22 protein-coding genes, 1 tRNA gene and 1 riboswitch are annotated in these 18654 nt (G+C 36.5%); of the genes, 6 read left to right on the top strand and 17 right to left on the bottom strand.

The annotated features are described in order from the left end of the window. Positions 1 to 332 precede the first annotated feature (332 nt). The 4 genes from FDO66_RS06005 to gcvT are packed head-to-tail and all read right to left on the bottom strand — an operon-like array spanning position 333 to position 4443. Positions 333 to 500 carry a helix-turn-helix domain-containing protein gene (locus FDO66_RS06005; protein WP_395939751.1) on the bottom strand — a complete coding sequence of 56 codons (168 nt, stop codon included), beginning with the start codon at positions 498 to 500 and terminating at the stop codon, positions 333 to 335. 15 nt (positions 501 to 515) lie between these two features. Then, a complete protein-coding gene (gene gcvPB, locus FDO66_RS06000; protein WP_141431636.1) occupies positions 516 to 1976 on the bottom strand; it encodes an aminomethyl-transferring glycine dehydrogenase subunit GcvPB in 1461 nt (486 codons plus the stop codon). Then, complete coding sequence (gene gcvPA / locus FDO66_RS05995) at positions 1969 to 3315, bottom strand: aminomethyl-transferring glycine dehydrogenase subunit GcvPA (RefSeq protein WP_141431634.1); 1347 nt, start codon at positions 3313 to 3315, stop codon at positions 1969 to 1971. The genes gcvPB and gcvPA overlap by 8 nt, the downstream gene beginning before the upstream one ends. 21 nt (positions 3316 to 3336) lie before the next feature. Continuing rightward, a complete protein-coding gene (gene gcvT, locus FDO66_RS05990) occupies positions 3337 to 4443 on the bottom strand; it encodes a glycine cleavage system aminomethyltransferase GcvT (RefSeq protein ID WP_141431632.1) in 1107 nt (368 codons plus the stop codon). A gap of 515 nt (positions 4444 to 4958) precedes the next feature. After that, positions 4959 to 5048, bottom strand: a riboswitch (glycine riboswitch). A 171-nt stretch (positions 5049 to 5219) separates the two neighbouring features. On the opposite strand from gcvT, the gene FDO66_RS05985 reads away from it, so the two are divergent. Both FDO66_RS05985 and FDO66_RS05980 read left to right on the top strand, forming a co-directional pair. After that, positions 5220 to 6911, top strand: coding sequence for a DEAD/DEAH box helicase (locus FDO66_RS05985; RefSeq protein WP_141431630.1), 1692 nt, complete (start codon positions 5220 to 5222; stop codon positions 6909 to 6911). Next, a complete protein-coding gene (locus tag FDO66_RS05980) occupies positions 6880 to 7674 on the top strand; it encodes a YqhG family protein (protein WP_141431628.1) in 795 nt (264 codons plus the stop codon). The genes FDO66_RS05985 and FDO66_RS05980 overlap by 32 nt, the downstream gene beginning before the upstream one ends. A gap of 85 nt (positions 7675 to 7759) precedes the next feature. Here the strand turns inward: FDO66_RS05980 and FDO66_RS05975 are convergent, their stop codons facing one another. The 9 genes from FDO66_RS05975 to comGA are packed head-to-tail and all read right to left on the bottom strand — an operon-like array spanning position 7760 to position 12473. Next, the gene (locus FDO66_RS05975) at positions 7760 to 7939 is read right to left on the bottom strand and encodes a YqzE family protein (protein WP_141431626.1); all 180 of its coding nucleotides are present in this window, start codon (positions 7937 to 7939) and stop codon (positions 7760 to 7762) included. A gap of 53 nt (positions 7940 to 7992) precedes the next feature. Beyond that, complete coding sequence (locus FDO66_RS05970; protein WP_141431624.1) at positions 7993 to 8487, bottom strand: shikimate kinase; 495 nt, start codon at positions 8485 to 8487, stop codon at positions 7993 to 7995. Between the two features lie 25 nt (positions 8488 to 8512). Beyond that, positions 8513 to 8896, bottom strand: coding sequence for a competence type IV pilus minor pilin ComGG (gene comGG / locus FDO66_RS05965; protein ID WP_141431622.1), 384 nt, complete (start codon positions 8894 to 8896; stop codon positions 8513 to 8515). Continuing rightward, entirely contained in the window at positions 8893 to 9366 is a 474-nt protein-coding gene (gene comGF, locus FDO66_RS05960; RefSeq protein ID WP_141431620.1) for a competence type IV pilus minor pilin ComGF, read from the bottom strand. Before comGF ends, comGG begins: the two co-directional genes overlap by 4 nt. Then, positions 9320 to 9637: a hypothetical protein gene (locus FDO66_RS05955; RefSeq protein ID WP_141431618.1), complete on the bottom strand. Its 318-nt coding sequence runs from the start codon at positions 9635 to 9637 to the stop codon at positions 9320 to 9322. The genes comGF and FDO66_RS05955 overlap by 47 nt, the downstream gene beginning before the upstream one ends. Next, positions 9621 to 10058, bottom strand: coding sequence for a competence type IV pilus minor pilin ComGD (gene comGD, locus FDO66_RS05950; RefSeq protein ID WP_258535617.1), 438 nt, complete (start codon positions 10056 to 10058; stop codon positions 9621 to 9623). Before comGD ends, FDO66_RS05955 begins: the two co-directional genes overlap by 17 nt. After that, on the bottom strand, positions 10058 to 10366 hold the full coding sequence (gene comGC, locus FDO66_RS05945; protein WP_141431614.1) for a competence type IV pilus major pilin ComGC: 309 nt from the start codon (positions 10364 to 10366) through the stop codon (positions 10058 to 10060). Before comGC ends, comGD begins: the two co-directional genes overlap by 1 nt. Before the next feature lie 18 nt (positions 10367 to 10384). Then, positions 10385 to 11437, bottom strand: a complete 1053-nt coding sequence (comGB, locus tag FDO66_RS05940) for a competence type IV pilus assembly protein ComGB (RefSeq protein ID WP_258535616.1) — start codon at positions 11435 to 11437, stop codon at positions 10385 to 10387. Then, positions 11403 to 12473, bottom strand: a complete 1071-nt coding sequence (gene comGA / locus FDO66_RS05935) for a competence type IV pilus ATPase ComGA (protein WP_141431610.1) — start codon at positions 12471 to 12473, stop codon at positions 11403 to 11405. Before comGA ends, comGB begins: the two co-directional genes overlap by 35 nt. 136 nt (positions 12474 to 12609) lie before the next feature. On the opposite strand from comGA, the gene FDO66_RS05930 reads away from it, so the two are divergent. From FDO66_RS05930 to FDO66_RS05920, 3 genes are all read left to right on the top strand, one after another. Next, a tRNA-Gln gene (locus tag FDO66_RS05930) sits at positions 12610 to 12681 on the top strand. Positions 12682 to 13114: 433 nt separating this feature from the next. Continuing rightward, positions 13115 to 13816 (top strand): helix-turn-helix transcriptional regulator, encoded by a 702-nt coding sequence (locus FDO66_RS05925; RefSeq protein WP_141431608.1) that lies wholly within the window; start codon positions 13115 to 13117, stop codon positions 13814 to 13816. 237 nt (positions 13817 to 14053) lie between these two features. After that, positions 14054 to 14296: a DUF2626 domain-containing protein gene (locus tag FDO66_RS05920; protein WP_141431606.1), complete on the top strand. Its 243-nt coding sequence runs from the start codon at positions 14054 to 14056 to the stop codon at positions 14294 to 14296. A gap of 42 nt (positions 14297 to 14338) precedes the next feature. Here FDO66_RS05920 and FDO66_RS05915 read toward each other — a convergent pair whose 3' ends face one another. After that, the gene (locus FDO66_RS05915) at positions 14339 to 14968 is read right to left on the bottom strand and encodes an MBL fold metallo-hydrolase (protein WP_141431604.1); all 630 of its coding nucleotides are present in this window, start codon (positions 14966 to 14968) and stop codon (positions 14339 to 14341) included. A gap of 254 nt (positions 14969 to 15222) precedes the next feature. On the opposite strand from FDO66_RS05915, the gene FDO66_RS05910 reads away from it, so the two are divergent. Further along, positions 15223 to 15396, top strand: coding sequence for a DUF2759 family protein (locus FDO66_RS05910; RefSeq protein WP_141431602.1), 174 nt, complete (start codon positions 15223 to 15225; stop codon positions 15394 to 15396). A 54-nt stretch (positions 15397 to 15450) separates the two neighbouring features. On the opposite strand, the gene FDO66_RS05905 is transcribed toward FDO66_RS05910, so the two are convergent. The 3 genes from FDO66_RS05905 to FDO66_RS05895 all read right to left on the bottom strand — a co-directional run bounded on the left by FDO66_RS05905 (position 15451) and on the right by FDO66_RS05895 (position 18550). Beyond that, on the bottom strand, positions 15451 to 15759 hold the full coding sequence (locus FDO66_RS05905) for an MTH1187 family thiamine-binding protein (RefSeq protein ID WP_141431833.1): 309 nt from the start codon (positions 15757 to 15759) through the stop codon (positions 15451 to 15453). A gap of 147 nt (positions 15760 to 15906) precedes the next feature. Continuing rightward, entirely contained in the window at positions 15907 to 17079 is a 1173-nt protein-coding gene (locus tag FDO66_RS05900; RefSeq protein WP_141431600.1) for a YqgU-like beta propeller domain-containing protein, read from the bottom strand. Positions 17080 to 17362: 283 nt separating this feature from the next. Then, complete coding sequence (locus tag FDO66_RS05895; protein WP_141431598.1) at positions 17363 to 18550, bottom strand: M14 family metallopeptidase; 1188 nt, start codon at positions 18548 to 18550, stop codon at positions 17363 to 17365. Positions 18551 to 18654: the final 104 nt, after the last annotated feature.

Raw genomic sequence — 18654 nt, 5'->3', positions numbered from 1 at the left:
TCGGATACATCAAACAGTTTCTCACCTTCAGAAGCGATTGCAGGATGAACGAACACCCAAAGATCGTCGAAAAGTTCATATTTGATAAAGAATTGCCAAGTTTTCAATCCGCTCTCAACAGATATTGTTCCTGATTTATTCTTTAAGCATGTTTAGCGTAAAATAAAGTTTGATTAAATTAATACAAAAAAACCTTGATAAATGGACAAATAAAAAGAGCGCGTTTTGAAAAAAGATTGATCAAAACATGCTCTTATTTCTTTCTATTAGGAAAATTCTTTTAAAAATGTTTAATCATTTCTGAAGCACCCGTTGAAGAAATTTGTTGTCTATTATTCTTGAGTGTCTTCATCACTTTTGTATTCTAAAGTTTCTCCAGGTTGGCATTCTAATACTTTACAAATTGCCTCTAAAGTTGAAAGCCTAATTGCTTTTGCCTTTCCATTTTTCAATATAGAAAGGTTAGTTTTTAACAGAGCCATAAAAAAAGCTTCGCTCATCGCGAAGCTTTCTGTTTATCCTTTTTGATAACGCAAAACAGGCTTTCTAGCTGCCAATGTTTCATCTAAGCGACCAACTACGGTTGTATGAGGTGCGTCTTGGACAATCTCAGGGTTTTCTTCTGCTTCTTTTGCAATTTGAATCATCGCATCAATAAAAGCATCGAGCGTTTCTTTTGATTCTGTTTCTGTTGGTTCAATCATGATACATTCTTCCACATTTAATGGGAAGTAAATTGTAGGTGGATGATAGCCGAAATCCAACAGACGTTTTGCGATATCAAGCGTACGAACTCCTAGTTTCTTTTGGCGCTTTCCACTTAATACGAACTCATGCTTACAATGACGATCGAATGGAAGATCATAATATTCCGCTAAGCGTCTCATCATATAGTTTGCATTTAAGACTGCATTTTCTGTTACTGCCTTTAATCCATCTGGACCCATTGAACGGATGTACGTATAGGCTCTCACATTAATGCCGAAGTTGCCATAATAAGGTTTTACGCGGCCGATTGATTGCGGACGATCATAATCAAAGAAGTACGTATCTCCTTTTTTAGCTAAAACCGGCTTCGGTAAAAACGGAATTAAATCAGCCTTCACTCCGACTGGACCTGAACCAGGACCTCCTCCGCCATGCGGACCTGTGAACGTTTTATGAAGATTCAAGTGAACGACATCGAATCCCATATCACCAGGACGCGCTTTAGATAGAACCGCATTTAAGTTGGCTCCATCGTAATAAAGCTTGCCGCCAGCTTTGTGTACAATATCAGCTACTTCCAAAATGTTTTCTTCAAATAAACCAAGGGTATTTGGATTTGTAAGCATAAGGGCAGCCGTATCATCACCAACAACTCGCTTTAAATCCTCTAAATCAACAAGTCCATCCTCATTTGACTTAACTGTGATTGTTTCAAGCCCCGCGACGGTTGCTGAAGCAGGATTTGTTCCATGAGCTGAATCTGGGACAATTACCTTTGTACGCTTTAAATCGCCGTTTGCTTCATGATATGCACGAATAAGCATCAAGCCGGTCCATTCACCATGAGCACCAGCAGCCGGCTGAAGCGTCACTTCATCCATGCCTGTAATTTCAATTAAATGCTCTTGAAGATCGTACATTAGTTCAAGAGCCCCTTGTACAGAGCTTTCATCCTGCAATGGGTGTAGGTGGGCAAAACCATTGAAACGAGCCACATTTTCATTGATTTTCGGATTGTATTTCATCGTACAAGATCCTAATGGGTAAAAACCAGAGTCCACACCATGATTTCTTCGCGATAATGCTGTGTAATGCCTCATAATATCAAGCTCGAACACCTCAGGAAGCTCTGCATCCTCCGTACGTAAATAGTCATTTGGTATAAGCTCATTTATATCAACTTCAGGTATATCTAATTCAGGTAAACTGTAGCCTGTTCTCCCTGTCTTGCTTAATTCAAAAATGAGTGGCTGATTTTCTTTATGCATGGAAATCCCCCAATTCTTTTGCAAATGTATCGATTTCTTCTTTTGTTCTTAATTCTGTCACAGCTATTAACATATGGCCTTGTAAATCAGGGTAATCTCTGCCAAGATCATAACCACCAATAATGTCTTTTTCTAAAAGTGCTTGGTTAACTGATTGAACCGGCTTATTTAATTTAACAACAAATTCGTTGAAGCTTGGTCCGTCAAAAACAATTTCTACTCTATTGTTTTTTAACACATTTTTTGCATAATGTGCCTTTTGAATATTGGCAACAGCCATATCCTTCACACCTTGGCGCCCAAGAGCTGTCATCGCAACAGAGGCTGCTAAAGCATTTAACGCTTGATTGGAGCAAATATTTGAAGTTGCTTTGTCACGACGAATATGCTGTTCACGTGCTTGAAGGGTTAAAACAAATCCGCGGCGTCCTTGCTCATCCACCGTTTGCCCAACTAAACGACCCGGAACCTTTCTCATGAGCTTATTTGTTACAGCAAAATAGCCGCAATGTGGTCCGCCAAACGCAGTTGGAATTCCAAATGGCTGTGCATCACCCACAACAATATCAGCACCGAATTTTCCTGGCGGTGTTAATGCTCCAAGTGATAAAGGATTACTAGACACAACAAACATCGCTTTATTGGCATGAATAATTTCCTCTAATTCTTTTAAAGGCTCAACTCTTCCAAAAAAGTTTGGATATTGAATCATAACAGCAGCAACATCCGCATCAATTAAATCAGACAGCGCTTCAGCATCGGTTACGCCATCCTTTGAAGGAATTTCGATCACTTCAATGTATTGACCTTTTGCGTATGTTTTCACAACCTCTTTCGATTCTGGATGAACAGCACTCGAAATTAAGATTTTTTTGCGGCGCGTTTGTCCTGCACTAAGCATCCCTGCTTCTGCCAAAGAGGTTCCGCCATCATACATAGATGAATTTGCTACATCCATACCCGTTAATTCGCAAATCATCGTTTGGAATTCGAAAATTGCTTGCAGTTCACCTTGTGAAATTTCTGGCTGATAAGGAGTATAGGCAGTATAAAACTCGGAACGTGATAATACATGATCAACAATGACTGGCATATAGTGATCATATACACCCGCACCTAAGAAAGATATGTTCGATTTTAAATCAGCATTCTTTTGTGCCAAGCGAGTTAGCTCTTTTAATAAAGCAGGTTCAGACTTTGCTGGTTTTATGTTATATTCACCCTTAAATTGAACTTTTTCAGGGATGTCTTCAAAAAGTGAATCGACAGAATCAACTCCGATTGCTTCTAGCATTCCAGCTTTATCTTCTTCTGTCATTGGTAAGTAACGATGCTTCATTATTTTCCCTCTCTTCGTATCCTATTTCTTTTCTCTTTTATAAAAAGGTGTAGCAATGACCTTTGCTTTTAAACGTTTGCCGCGAATTTCAACTTCAACAGTATCTTCAATTTCTGAATGTTCTTTTGACAGTAAAGCCAAACCAATATTTTTCTTTAGAGTTGGGGACTGGGTTCCAGTAGTGACCTCTCCAATTTGTTCTTCACCAATAAATACAGGATAACCATGACGAGGAATCCCGCGATCAATCATTTCAATCCCGACAAGCTTTCGTGAAAGACCCTTTTCCTTTTGGTTCTTTAATGCTTCTTTGCCGATAAAATCAGCTTCTTTATTTACTTTTACAGCAAAGCCGATTCCTGCTTCTAGAGGTGAAATCCCTTTTGAGAGCTCCTGACCATATAGAGGCAAAGTAGCTTCAAAGCGAAGCGTATCACGACACCCTAATCCACATGGCAAAATCCCTTCCTCTTTCCCTGCTTCTAAGATTGCATCCCATAGAAAGACTGCATCTTCACTTTGACAATAAACTTCAAAGCCATCTTCTCCTGTATAGCCAGTTCGTGAAACGAGAGCCGTTTTATCCAAAACCTTCACTTCATTAAGAAATTTAAAATAACCAATTTCTTTTAAAGTAGTTTCCCCCACAAGCTTTTGCAAAATGGTTTCAGCTAAAGGGCCTTGGATGGCTAATTGAGCTGTTTTAGCAGAGATATTATTTAATGTGACATTTCCTTCAACGTGACTTTGAAGCCATTCATAATCCTTTTCAATATTGGACGCATTGACAATCAATAAGTAATCTTCATCTGCCAATTTATAGACGAGTAAATCATCAACAGTCCCGCCATCTTCATAACACATTGCAGTATATTGAGCGCCACCGTTTTGGATTTTTGATACATCATTTGTCATCAATTTTTGAAGAAATAAAAGGCTGTCTTCTCCTTTTACTTCAATCTCACCCATATGGGATACATCAAACAAACCGGCTTTTGTACGAACGGCTTCATGCTCTTCTTTAATACTTGAAAATTGAACAGGCAGCTCCCATCCACCAAAATCAATCGTTTTTCCACCATATTTTTTATACACTTCAAATAAAGGTGTGCGTTTTAATAGCGACATTCAATGTCCTCCTTGAAATCGTTATCGGTGTTTAATAAGAAAGCGCAAGCGCCTTGGTCAGCCCTGCAGAAAAATGTTCATTTGGCTTAAAAAGTGTTTTTTACTTATAGAGACAAAGGGTTATTTTTCACAAGGGCTAGGTGCTGGCCGATTAAAGACGCCACGTCCTGTGGCAACATCGGCACTTGTACATCCTGTACATCGGAGCTAGGCACCAGTCTAGCTTCAAAAAAGTTATGCTTTCTTAATATCTACAAAAAAAGGACAGAGAACCCCCTCAAATAAATTGAGAAGGTCTCTGTCCTGGCACCTGAAAGTTTACCTAAACGGTTGTCATCTTGGGTGGCTTATAAGAAAAGCGGTATCCCGACGAGCATAAGATGCTACTGAATAGAAGGTGTTCTTTACCTTCCATTTAGTAGTAGCTTATGACCTCGAGGGGCTAGGCGCTGAAGCTGGACACCTGTCTAACTTCATAAAACTTATGCTTTTCTTAATAGCACTCTCCAGAGCTGCGTCAAACAAGAGTTCTTTTGCCTGAGAGATTCACAAAAAATTGCTTGCTCCTTCGGCGCTACAAATGTAGTCTCTCCCCTCGTTCTCATCCGCAATTATATTTTTCTAAATTTTGGTCATACTAAAATGAATCATATTAATATAATTATAAATTTCCGATATTGTGACAAATTTCAAAACTTTATTAACATCCTACCATTAAGAATTAAAATCGGCAATAACCTTTCTTAACAATTCTTCTTTTTTAGGAGGCATTTCATATGAATGTTCCCATTGAATTTGAGACAACCTGGGAGGACGAATTTCTCCAGCGAATGATGGACGATGGACCATGGAGCAGTTATGAATTATATAAGCTTGTCGTAGAAATAGAAAAACAAACCGTTATTCCGGAGTTCGAAGGTCTTCAAGCACCTAAACATTTGCATCAGCTTACCCCTTTCCCTCACCAGCTAGAAGTTGCAAAGCAGGTCATTGAAAATATGAATGGAAAAGCGATATTAGCTGATGAAGTCGGTCTAGGCAAAACGATTGAAGCAGGACTCATCTTAAAGGAATATATGATTCGTGGCTTAGTAAAAAAGGCACTTATCCTCGTACCCGCTTCCTTAGTCACCCAATGGGCGATGGAGTTAAACATGAAATTTTTTATCCCGGCTCAGGTTCAGAGAAAAAGCTATATTTGGGAACAATGTGATGTGGTCGTGTCTTCCATTGATACTGCCAAGCGGGAGCCTCATCGTGAGATTATCAACAAGATAGATTATGATTTAATTATTATTGATGAAGCACATAAACTAAAAAATAATAAAACAAAAAACTATGAATTTGTTCAGCATTTAAAAAAGAAGTTTTGTTTACTTCTTACTGCAACTCCTATTCAAAATCGTATAAGTGAAATATTCAATCTTGTATCGTTATTAAAGCCTGGGCATTTAGGCAATGAAACTTCTTTTTATGAAAAATATCATAAGGATGCTCGCTCCTTAAATGAAGAGGAGCATTTAAAAGTGCTTGTAAACAAAGTGATGATACGCAATCGTAGAGCAGATACAGGGATTGAATGGACAAAAAGACAGGTTGAAACAGTGCCTATTGAATTTTCAAAAGAAGAAAGAGCCTTATATGAGGCTATTTCGGAAATGCGAGGAGAAGGAATCATTAGCAGCTCATTCTCTGTTATGACATTGCAAAGAGAAGCTTGCAGCAGTAGAGAGTCCGTGTACTCTACACTAAAAAATATGCTTCAAAAAGAAGAGGAGCCCTCAAGATGGCTCAGAGAAAAAGTTGATGATTTAATTAAAAAAGTAGAGGCAGTACAATCTAATTCAAAAGCCGAAAAAGCTCTGCAGCTGATCAAAAGCATTCAGGATAAAGTCATTATTTTTACCGAATATCGAGCAACTCAGCTTTATCTGCAGTGGTTTCTGAAGCAGCATGGAATTACTTCCGTCCCTTTTCGCGGCGGCTTTAAACGCGGGAAAAAGGACTGGATGCGTGATTTATTTAAAAATCACGCACAAGTATTAATTGCAACGGAAGCTGGTGGCGAGGGAATTAATTTGCAATTTTGCCACCATATCATTAATTTTGATCTCCCTTGGAACCCGATGAGACTTGAGCAAAGAATTGGACGTATTCATCGCCTCGGACAAGAAAAAGATGTAATAATTTATAATTTTGCCACGAAGAATACGGTTGAAGAGCATATATTAAAGCTTCTTTATGAAAAAATTGATTTGTTTGAAAAAGTAATTGGAGAGCTTGATGATATCTTAACTCGTCTTGAATTTGGCAGCTTTGAAGACCATTTAGTTGATATCTTTACTCATTCAAGCTCAGAACGAGAAATGAGAATCAAAATGGATAATTTGACTTCGATGATACAGTTTGCAGAAGAAGTGAAGGAAGGAGAAGCACATGCAGCAGCACGAAATCAATCAATTTCTTGAGCGCTATTTTATGGCAACAGGGTGTGAGATAACCGAGAATGGGCCAGGATATATGACGGTACAGTTAACCAATGAGATGGATAAAGAGCTTATGAATCGCCCCTTCTATTGGCACTATCTAGAAAAAACTGGTGGGACGCCAAATCCGATGATGCTGACACTAATCACAAATCCCGGGCAGGCTCCAGAACATATTAAAGGGGAAGTCATTCATTTTGGATCTCCACGTCTTCATCAAATTTTCCAATCTACGAAAAGGCTTGGCGGATATATTCGACTTTATGAAGATCATCCATTCAAAAAAGGGCAAAACACGCCCTTAAAACCATGGCTTGGATTAAATATGAAAATATCGTATCAATGTGACAGAAAAAAAGATGTATTTAAATCATTGGGGCTGCAATTAATTAATGGGCAAATAGTAGAAGATTTTTTTGACAAGCTGCAGCTTATCAAATTAACTCCAAAAATACCGGATTTTTCATTTACTTTAACACCACTTATTATGCCCAAAAGCGGAATTACAAGAATGAAAAGACAACTAACAATCGAGCTTGATCAGGAAGATCATCAATGGGCAGAGGACGCAAGAATGCGATGGAAGCAGGATTTAGAACTACTTGAGAAATTCTATGAGGATACAGAAGAAAAAGGAGGAAGCTATGAAAATGAGAAAACAGCACTTAAAGACCAATATGAACCAAAAATAACGATGTCAGTCTTGAATGGAGGCATGTTCTACTTAACAGAGAATGCCATTTAACATAAAATGCCCTAAACAAAAAGAATAAGGGTGCCCAAAAGGGTCGGAATGCTGCCATAACACTTGGGTACCCTCTTATGCGAGCTTATCGCTTCTTTTTTGTTCTGTACATAAAAAGATATGGGAGAATTCCAAACCATCTAAATAAAAAAGGACCTTTATTACCTTTTCTTATTTGCTTTTGTTTCTTTCGTTCATCACGAGGCTGATCCATGTACTTCACTAAGTTTTCAGTCATATACTTTACATAATCATTTGTTTTCATTTTAGACACACCTGCCTTTTTATTGACAGTAAAAGTATGCCCAAAATACAGTATTACAAACGTTCTTTTATTTCCCTGACGATCTGCGCTATCTCCTTGCCCGTTGTATCTATTGTAAAATGTGAGGCATCCTTGTATAAAGGGTAACGTTCGCTATATAGATCTTGAATCTTTTCTTTATTTGCGCCTTTTATTAAAGGTCTCGTTTGATCATTTTCCAATCGTTTGATCACTTCATCAATCGAAACTTCTAAAAACACAACAGTTCCATGCTGTTTTAAAAATTGACGATTCTCTAGTTTTTTTATAATGCCTCCACCTGTCATGATAATGGCATTTTCTTTTGGCAAACCTTGAAGCGCTTCCGTTTCAAGCTGTCTAAAATGCTCTTCTCCCGATTCTGCAAAAATCTCGTTGATAGTTTTCTCGGCTTTATTTACTATTTCTTGATCGACATCATATATAGAAAGCCCTGTGGTAGAACCTAGCTCCTCTCCAACAGTTGTTTTGCCGGCTCCCATAAAGCCGATTAGGTAGATCGATTTCATCTGTAAAAAATCCTCCGTTGTCAAATCACGTTTTTTCTATCCATTTTATCATTTTTTTAAGATTTTTGTCATACAAACTATAACCAACGATCTTAATATTTTCTTTATCTGTTAAAGTGAAATCGATTTTTAGCATGGAGTCTGAAAGTGAAGATATTTGATAATGAACCACTCCAGATGAGAAGGTAAAGTCACTTTCCGAAGCATACTCTAAATCTGTCGAAAGAATGACTTCTACTTCTTTGACAGATTTCATTAAATAATAGTCTTGTTTTAAAATTCTCGTTGTTTCCAAAAGAAGCCTTTTTTCTGCTAAATATTGCTCAAGCTGCACCACTAAAAACGTCGATGCGAGAATAAGAATACAATAGGTCAATGGATAAATGAACCCAGATTCATTTCGAATCATTCCTCTTTACCTACATCAAGAAATAAACGAACGGGTGCAGAATGTGTTTGATCAAATAGATCGGTCACTGTTAAATCTACTCCATTTTTTATTCTTTTAATACTTAAACTCTTAACCTTTTGCAATACGATTTCATGACCTGCTTGGTCGACTCTTCTTCTAAGATTTGTCCCGTATTTCTCATAGCTTATCAATTGGTTATTTTTTTGGAGCACGATTTTTTCGTTGATTACATTTATATCATCTGATGTACGGAGTTCTTTTTTAAATTGACTTAGAAAAACTTCCCACTCCATGCTTTGTACTCTTTTTTCGATCGGTTTCGATTGAAATAAATACTGAAAGCTTAACGGAATAAAAGCTACAATAACACAAAAGATCGAAAAGGCAAGGAGCATCTCTAAAAGAGTAAAGCCCCTTTCATTAAAAAGATTCGCAAATGGTTTTGGTTTGATCGCTAGTATTATCATATTGAACACAAACCTCCGTAGATTGATTCCCGCTTATTACATAAGGAATGTTTTTAACGATAATTGTCGTATTTTCCGTTTCTCTTTTTTCAGTTTCCAACGCTTGTAAATATTCATATAAGAGATGACTAGCCACTTTTTCTCTATCTAACAGAGTAAATTGCCGATTTAGCTGCATAAAGATTGGAAAGAAAATACCGGATATTAATATCCACACCGAGAACGCAAGAAATAATTCAGCTAAAATAAACCCTTCATTCTTTCGTAACATAAAATCTTCCTCTTCCGATTTGAATCGTAAACTTATAGCGGTTCTTTCCAATTTGAACAAAAAATGCACCAAATTTGTTTACATTCCCATTAGCCTCGAATTCAAAATTTAAGTTTAAGGAACCTTGATAAACGTATACTTTTTCAGAATAGTTCCGTTCTATTAACAATACTCCACGCCCCCTTTCATTTATTAGATATCGATGTTCATTTGGAATAATATGGACTGTAACAATCTGTTGATGAGAAATGGCATATTGCTGAGCATAAAATAGATCTGACGTTAATTGAGAAAAGAAGCGCTGTTTTTCGAGAAATAAAGCTTGAGGTTTGAGGATGATGGCAGTTGTGGTGGAAAGGATGAGGAAAATACTAAAAACAAATAACATTTCCATCATGGTAAAACCGTGCTGATTTTTCATCATGTTTCACTTACCGTTACGTCTCCATCACTTTCAATGACAATCGTTTTTCCATTAGGGGCATTCCTTTGATTTTCATTTAAGTACCCATCATTAATTAAGTCATCGACATTTTCAGGTAATTCATTGTGATCCATTTCATAAGCTTGAACCTGTGCTTCGACCATTTTTAAATACGCTTCCGTGCCTTTATCATTAATTCTTGCATTATGCTTCGTGACATTTGGAATTGTTATAATAAGCAATACAGAAATGATAAGTAAGACAATCATCATTTCGATTAGGGTAAAACCTTTTTCATTTTTCATTAATTTTCTTTTTCCTTTCTAAAATCCATCAAGTAGATGAAACATTGGCAGGAGAACAGCTAAATACATAGAAATAATCAATATGCCAACAATTCCATATAAACATGGATGGATCGTTTTGATTGTTTTCTCTATTCGATCTTCAAGTACGTTTAAACAATGGTTGCTATAAAAAAATAGTTCCTGATCTAGCTTTCCGTTTTCTTGTCCATGTTTCACAATTTGAACAAGCTCTTGATCAAAAATAGATAAGCTTCTTAACACCTCGTCTAATTTTTCACCTGTTCTAAGCATTGTAATTAAATAGTTTCCAACTTCTTGATAAAAGGGCTGATGGATATTTTTTTCAAATAACATTAAAGATTCAAAGATTGATATACCACTAGTTATTAAATAGCTCAATTGGACTGTAAAGTAATGGGTATAAACGAGGCAGAAAAACCTTCCAATAAGAGGGATTTTCACAATTATCTTTCGTTGGGAAAGAAGAGGTAATTTTCTAAACTTCAAAAAATAGTAGATGACAAAAGAACTGATGATGACTACGCCAACATAAAATAATATAGGAGCTACATCACTAAATAACATAATTACATGCACAAAAAAATTCGTTTTTAAATTCATCGTTTGAAACAATGAAATAAACCTTGGCAATAGAACACGCTCGACAAATAAAAATAAAAATCCCGTAATCAGTATCAATAATATTGGGTAAAAAAAGATCTTTTGTATTTTTTGCATATCCTTATTCCGTTTTAGCATCATTTCGCTTCCTGCTTGAAAAGAAGCAGCTAGACCTCCATGCTGTTCAGCGAAAAATACATACCCTATTAATTGTTGATTGAACTTTAAATCCTTTAATATTTTATAGAAGGGATATCCTTCTCGCAATTCAGAAAGAGTATGAATGATTTCTTGTTTTTTACGCGGTGACAAATATAAGGCCAGCGATTCAACTGCTTCTGCTAATGGATAGCCTCTTGAAAGCAGTTCCCCTACTCTTTTTAAGAAATATGCTTGATCTTGTACGGACCATTTACTCATCTTCATTTTCGTATACCCATCGATCATATTCTTCTTTTTTAATAAAGCCTAGTGCAATCCCCTTTCGGATTACCTTTTTTAACGTTTCATAATGGCTTTTCGATTGATCATTTTTTGTCTCGTTCAACACCGCAGACAGAGCTTTACCAGTTAATAATTCAAATACACTAGCTCTACTTCTTTTGGAATAGCTTGCACAGTAGGGTGAACAAGCTCCATTGCAGAACGGACAGGACAATTCAACTAATCTTTGCCCAGTTATGGCGACTAAGGTTTGTTCAATCTCTGTCCAATTAACCCCAAATTCTTTTAACCGAAAAATCGCCCCTCTTGCATCCCTCGTATGCATTGTTGTTAAAACGAGATGACCTGTAAGGGCCGCTCGAACAGCAATTTTTGCAGTTTCCGAATCACGAATTTCCCCAACCATTATAATATCAGGGTCATGACGTAAAATAGCTTTCAAACCAGTCGAATACGAAATACCAGCTTTTTCATTAACTTGTACTTGAAGTGCAAAATCATGATCTTTTTCAATAGGGTCTTCAAGGGTAATAACGTTTCGATTGTAGACATAGGACGTTTCATGAAGAAGGGAATATAAGGTAGTCGTCTTTCCGCTACCGGTTGGACCAGTAAAAATGATAAGTCCGTGAGAATGCTTTAAAAGAGCTAAAAGCTTTCGGGTTGCTGATGGGAATAACGAGATTTGTAAGAGTGGTATTTGGCTCTGCTGAGGGAGGATTCTAATGACGAGACTTTCATTATGACTTGAGGGAAGAGTTGAGAGCCTAAGGCCAATAACTTGATTGTCAACAATGCTTGAATACGATCCGCTTTGTGGTCGCCTCCTCTCCCCTATATCCATTGAGGCTGAAAATTTAAAATGGGAGATTAGCCTGTCACATTCTTCATTTGGAAGATAATACTTTGGCATTAATCGGTTGGAAATTCTAACTTGAATGATCGCATCCTGCTTGCGAGGAATGATGTGAATATCTGAGGCTTGATTACGGACAGCTTCTTTGATAATTCGATCCGCTAATAATTCAATCGAACTCACACTAATATAACCACCTTTCTATTTGTATAACCTACCATTTCGACTTTTTTCCTGTTTATCCTTCTAATTTTCAAAGAAAAATTATGTATATTTTGTGGCAATTGTTAAAAAATAAAAAGCAAATAGAATTCACCTTTGGGCTATAGCCAAGCGGTAAGGCAACGGACTTTGACTCCGTCATGCGCTGGTTCGAATCCAGCTAGCCCAGTCAGAAATGCGGAATCGGCTTGTTTAGCCCCGACAAGCATAAGATGAACAGGTGATGAGGCTGTGTTTTCAAGTCTCTTCACCTGGTTAGCTTATGACCTCGAGGGGCTAGCCGATGCAGCTGGACAATCGAAATGCGGAATCGGCTTGATCAGTCCCGACAAGCATAAGATAGCCTGTTGAAGGAGGCTGCTTTTCAAGTCTCATTAACAAGTTAGCGTATGACCTCGAGGGGCTACCCTATATAGATGGACAATCGAAATGCAGAATCAGCACATTCAACTCCGACAAGCATAAGTTAGCCTATATACAGATTTTTTGTCTAAATTATGACAAAATATGTGAACAATTTCTAAACTTAGCATATCAACAGTGTTTACCTTACGCATCTATATTATAATGTAATAAAATTACAAGGCATGAGGTGAGTTTAGATGGAACAAACTTTAAAAGTAACCAGTGTTTTATCTGATCCAACGCGCTATTATATTTATCAGTATATTACAAATCGCCATCAAGATGTAACCGTTCAAGAAATAGCTGATCAATTTGAAATCCATCCTAACGTAGCAAGACTTCATTTAACGAAGCTTGAAGATGTGAATATGCTAATATCGGAAACGAAAAAAACTGGAAAAGGCGGTCGTCCAAGCAGATTGTATCGTTTATCTGACGATGTGATCCAACTCAATTTTCCTTACCGTGATTATGAGCTTCTTTCAAAAATTACTTTCAGCACTTTAACGCAGCTTGGTGAACCAGGCAAAAAAGCATTAAATGAAGTGGGCAGACAGTTTGGAAAGGAAATGATTGAGAAGGAAAAAGTACGATATGCTCAAACTCTTGAAGAGCTTCCTTTTTATCATAGACTCAGTATTTTTAAAGCTGCAGCAACTTCTGGAGGTCTCCATCCTGAGATAGAGGTAGATGAAAATCAATCAAAAATCTTCATAGAATTTTTCAATTGCCCATTTAAAGAGGTGGCAATAAACCACAAAGATGATGCGTGCAATATGCACTTTGAATATTTAAAAGGAATGATTGATTCATTGTTTGATGGTGTAGAATTAATCGAAAAGGATAATATGCTTAATGGCTGCCATTCTTGTACGTATCAAGCACTTGTCGCAAAATAACAAAAATTATTGAACATAAAAACAACCAATTGTGCAGTTTCCTATGTATATAAGCACATCTACATCCAATTCCCTTAATAATTTACTTTTCTTTTGCATATCCTTTATAATGGAAATAATGAGTTTGTAAGAATGGTCCCCTTCGGAAAATTTCTGATTATTCAAACCATTCATCCTTTAGCATAACAAAGCTTGAAGTCTTACAGTCCGTTATTCCAGAATAAAGGAGGAGTTTAATTGGATCGAATGTACAGAGTTTTAGGATTCTGGACAGCCATTTTCGCAGTCATGTTCTTTGTTGGTGACATGTACACTGCTTCTTTAATCTTCTTAGGACAAACAGGCTTTTTCTTCTTTTTAGGCTATTTAAAGCTAACAGAACGTATGTATATGTATATTTTCGGTGCCTATTTGACCGTTTCTTTCATCGGATTTACTTACTATACAACCTTCCTGATGACTTCGGGAGTTGGTCATTAAGGATTATCAGCAAAGCAAATCGCTTTGCTGATTTTTTCTGTCTTAAAACCCGTTAAGGAAAGGGTTTGTATCCATTTCATCACCGATCGTAGTGGCGGGGCCATGCCCTGGCAAAACCAATGTTTCTTCTGGCAGTGTAAGGAGTTTATCATGGATACTCTTTAGAAGTTGTTTATGATTTCCCCCCCTTAGGTCGGTTCTTCCAATGCTTCCTTTAAAGAGCGCGTCACCTACAAATGCAGCCTTTTCTTCTTTAAAATAAAAGGTGACACTACCAGGGGAATGGCCTGGTGTTTCAAAAATTTCGAATGAAAAATCACCAATCTTCATAACTTGTTCACCACCTAATGTATAGTCTGCTGGCTTAATGGAAACGGTACTATTAAAATATTTTGATCCGTTTAATGACGGCTCCTTAAGCCAATCCTCTTCGAGTTGATGAACAAATACTGCAATTTGAAATTCATTTCTTAACACATCTACAGCACCAATATGATCAAAATGAGCATGAGTTAGAATAATAGCCACAGGCTTTAGTTCATGCTTATAAATATATTTCTTGAGTCTTTCTCCTTCCTCACCTGGATCAATAATCAAACAGCTTTTTTGCTCATTTTTCAAAATATAACAATTCGTTTGTAAGGGTCCTAAAGGAATTTGACTCCATTTCATGTTGATTTTACACCCCTTGATTCATATTTAACCTTAATTCATTTTTCAGCTAAACTTTCACGTACAGTGTTGATACAAATAAGTTCATTTTAACAGCATCGATAAGTCGACAAATTGAAAAAAAATCGTTAAAATGTAATGGAACTGAATAATCTCTATATAAAGAATATTTTTTTGAAAGCGTTATCTCTAAACCAACCTCAGTGAACGTTTATGAACTGGAATAAATCGACTGAAGGAGGCATATGTAAAATATGGGTACCGTGATCATTTTTGCTTTTGTGACTATACTTGCAGCATTTGCCACGATTCGTGCATTAAAAGATAGAAACATTCTTGGAATCATTTTTGGTTTTGGAGCTTTTGTTGTCTTTGGTTTTTTTTCCGTGATGACGCTCATTGCTCAAGGCTACCCAGCATCCCTTTAGAATTACATGAAGTGCCATGCACTTTTCATCCAAACAGTGTATGGCACCTTCTCTTTATAACTGACTTTTTACGCTTTCTACTTTATCTTCCATTTTCCTGGTAATATCACGTCGATCATCGATGCGGATATTCGTGCATACCCGTACTAATCCTTTTTCAAATGGTACTTCATGCATAGCTTGAATGACTTCAAATAACAGTGAAAGCTCCCCTTCAATAATCGTATTCATCGGTGTTAATTGAAAGCGAATTTTCCCTTCTTCCTCGTACTTCATTAAGACCTTATGAATATCTGCTACATAAGAGCTAACACTTGGAGTTCCAGTTCCAACTGGAATAACTGTTACGTCTACAATTGCCATCATTTTTCACCTCATCATTAATCATGGCATATTTAACCGCTTTTCTCAACTAAATGCTTATGAATACTCCTTGAGAAAGGGTGCTCCTATGAACTGGAATGATAATGGCAAAATGCCGCGTCTTTATTTACTTTTATCGATATTTCTCTACATCTTAGCAGATGGCTTACTGTCCGATATTCCAGGATATAGGTGAATTACATCTTTTGTCATAATGTTTATCAGCTTTTCAAAATAAAAGCCATATAAACACCATTTTCCATTCGGAGAACAGCTTATTGGTTCATTCTCTAGCCCACTTATAACAGTTGAAGATCTATTGTTGTTTAAATCATATGATATAAGCTCAAAGCTATTATGATAGGAATCTGTTTCTGCACTGTAGAAAGGTTTAAACGTATACAATTTTTTCTGATCTTGAACATAGCTATAAAAAGGAATTAGTACATTAGAAAAATTCGTCAGATAAGGAATCGAAAAAGATCCGATCGGCTTTAATGTATTCGAATAAAAAGAATATTGAGTTTCTTCTTTTTTGGTCTCATTGAACGAGATTGTCAATAAAGTATCTCGAAATGTATCAACCTGATATATATTTGACATAATTTCTTTCCCGAGACTATCTTCAATTATTCTTTTTTCAAGTGGAGCTGTCGGATTCAGGTGCTCTTGATCCCATTGTAAATACACAACCTCTTTGTTATTGATCCAAAAAGAAAAAGGGTTTGGCAAATGAATTTGTTCAGAGGATGCTAAATTCAGATTTATCTTATATTGTTGATCATTCCAATCTTCGGTAAAGGTTGACATTAGAATGATATTTTCATCGTATGGATTCCAAGAATATGAGATATCAAACGCATCCACTTTTTGATTAAATAGCGTTTTACCTTTTTGATTAATGATCGTTATTTCTTCTTTATTGGCTGCGATAGTGGATTGAATTAACAGCTTGTCCTTAGATGGACTAATAAAAATGGACGTAATCGGTACTGCGCTTGTATATAGTAAATCGCTCTTATTTGAAAATAAATCATACATGTAAACATTCGATCCCGTTCCAATATTTGTAACATATATTAATTTATTATTGTTTATCCAACCCGCTATCATGGAAAATTCACCTTTTTCCACATGTAACGGAGTAATGGTTTTATTAGATTTAATCGTTTCAGATTTTTTCTCTTTCACTAGGGTATCGTCTTTACTAAAATGCGGCTGCATCTCAACTGATTTTGAACAACCTGAAAGTAAAAACATAAACAAACCAAGAAAAAGGGGAAAAAAGTAATAGCACTGTCTCATTTGAAACTGTGTCATTTTCTACCACCTTTGTTTATATATAGATATTTTACTGTTATTTTCCCAAATAAAAAGCCGAATAGTTCGGCTTTTGTATAAAAATGAGGAAAGTTTATATGGATGAATCTAGATCATGTATTTTAACTTATTATTTTACAAGTCTAGAATAATCCTTTTTATGTGTAAGCAGTCGTTTCAGTATTTTCGGACAAAGATACCACTGCTTCAGCTCTTAACATTTTTTGTTAATGTTATACCCTATTGTAATTACTTGAGGTGAGAATGACAAGGGGAAATTGGATCATACATACAAGGAAGCTAAAAATATTCCAAGCGTCTCTTCATAAATGTTATTAAATTGAGACAATGGCAACGGATTTTTCCCTTTCCCCAGCTCAATCGTAAATCCTGGTTTATGAAATTCTTGAATAAACCAATCCTTATAGCCTGCAAAGCTATCAATATACTGGACAGACTTATATCCGCTCATTCGTTCAAACTCTATACTCATGTTTTTAGACTCATCAGGCTCAAGGCCTTCATAGCCCCAATAGAACTCTTCCCCTTGTGTATGAAAGGCTAGGAGACGATTAAATAATCGATTCTTTGCTAAATCAACCATTGCAATTGCTTCTGGTTCACTTAGAGGTGTAACACCTGGGTAATCTCTTGGTGCTGGTGCCTTCGAGCTAAGTCTTCCTTTTTCAAGCTCCCACTTTGCTGGGAACTGTTTATTTAAGTCAACCCCTCTTATATTTGCTTTCCAGTTTGAAAAATCCGTACTTCCACCATTTAGTTGAACTACTTCATTTTTTAGAGAGACTGGTGGACCTGTTACGACTAAATCTACACCATCTGGATTCACCATTGGAACAATCGATAAATCCACCTCGTTATATAAAGGAAGTGTAGCAAGCCCTCTCAAAATACCGGAGTTCGTTAAAGACAATAAAAAGGTTTCAACCAAGCACATCAACACAGCTGATGTAATCCATTCATTAGCATGAAAAGAAGCGTTAAAATGAACCTTCTTGCTTCCATTTCCAAACCTTATTTCATATATCGGCTTCCCAAGCACGCTCTCGCCAATGGTTTCAACCTTAATAAATGGATACATTTCCTTAAGCTTATGAATATCTCTCACTAAAGTTTGAAAATGATAATTTGATTTTTCATCAACCACCCGATCTATCACTCTAACTGGAAGTTGAAGTGATTGACCAACCTGTAACTGATTTGGATGAATATGTTGATTTAACAGAAGCAAGGCATCTATGGATAGATTTCTTTTTGCTGCGATCTTCCAAAGAATATCCTCCTCCTGTAGCGTGTATGGTTGAATAAAAAATCCTGGAATATTAATTTCCTGACCAGTTTGTAAGTTTGATACGTTAATATTTGGATTCGAATCTAGAATGAGATTTAAAGGAATCAAAAAAAGCCGACTATAATATGAAAGAGAATCCCCTTTTCGAAAATGCACTTTCATTCTTTCGCCCCCTTTGCATCAAAACATACATATGATCATTGCAGCATGAAAATACCTAAAAAAGAAGCATCCATTGAGGATGCTTACTAATAAATTAAAGCTAA

Source organism: Bacillus sp. 03113 (assembly GCF_006546985.1).
In the GTDB taxonomy this organism is placed as follows: domain Bacteria; phylum Bacillota; class Bacilli; order Bacillales; family Cytobacillaceae; genus VATK01.
The sequence above is the reverse complement of the archived record's forward strand: the minus strand, read 5'-3'. Positions and strand labels throughout refer to the sequence as shown.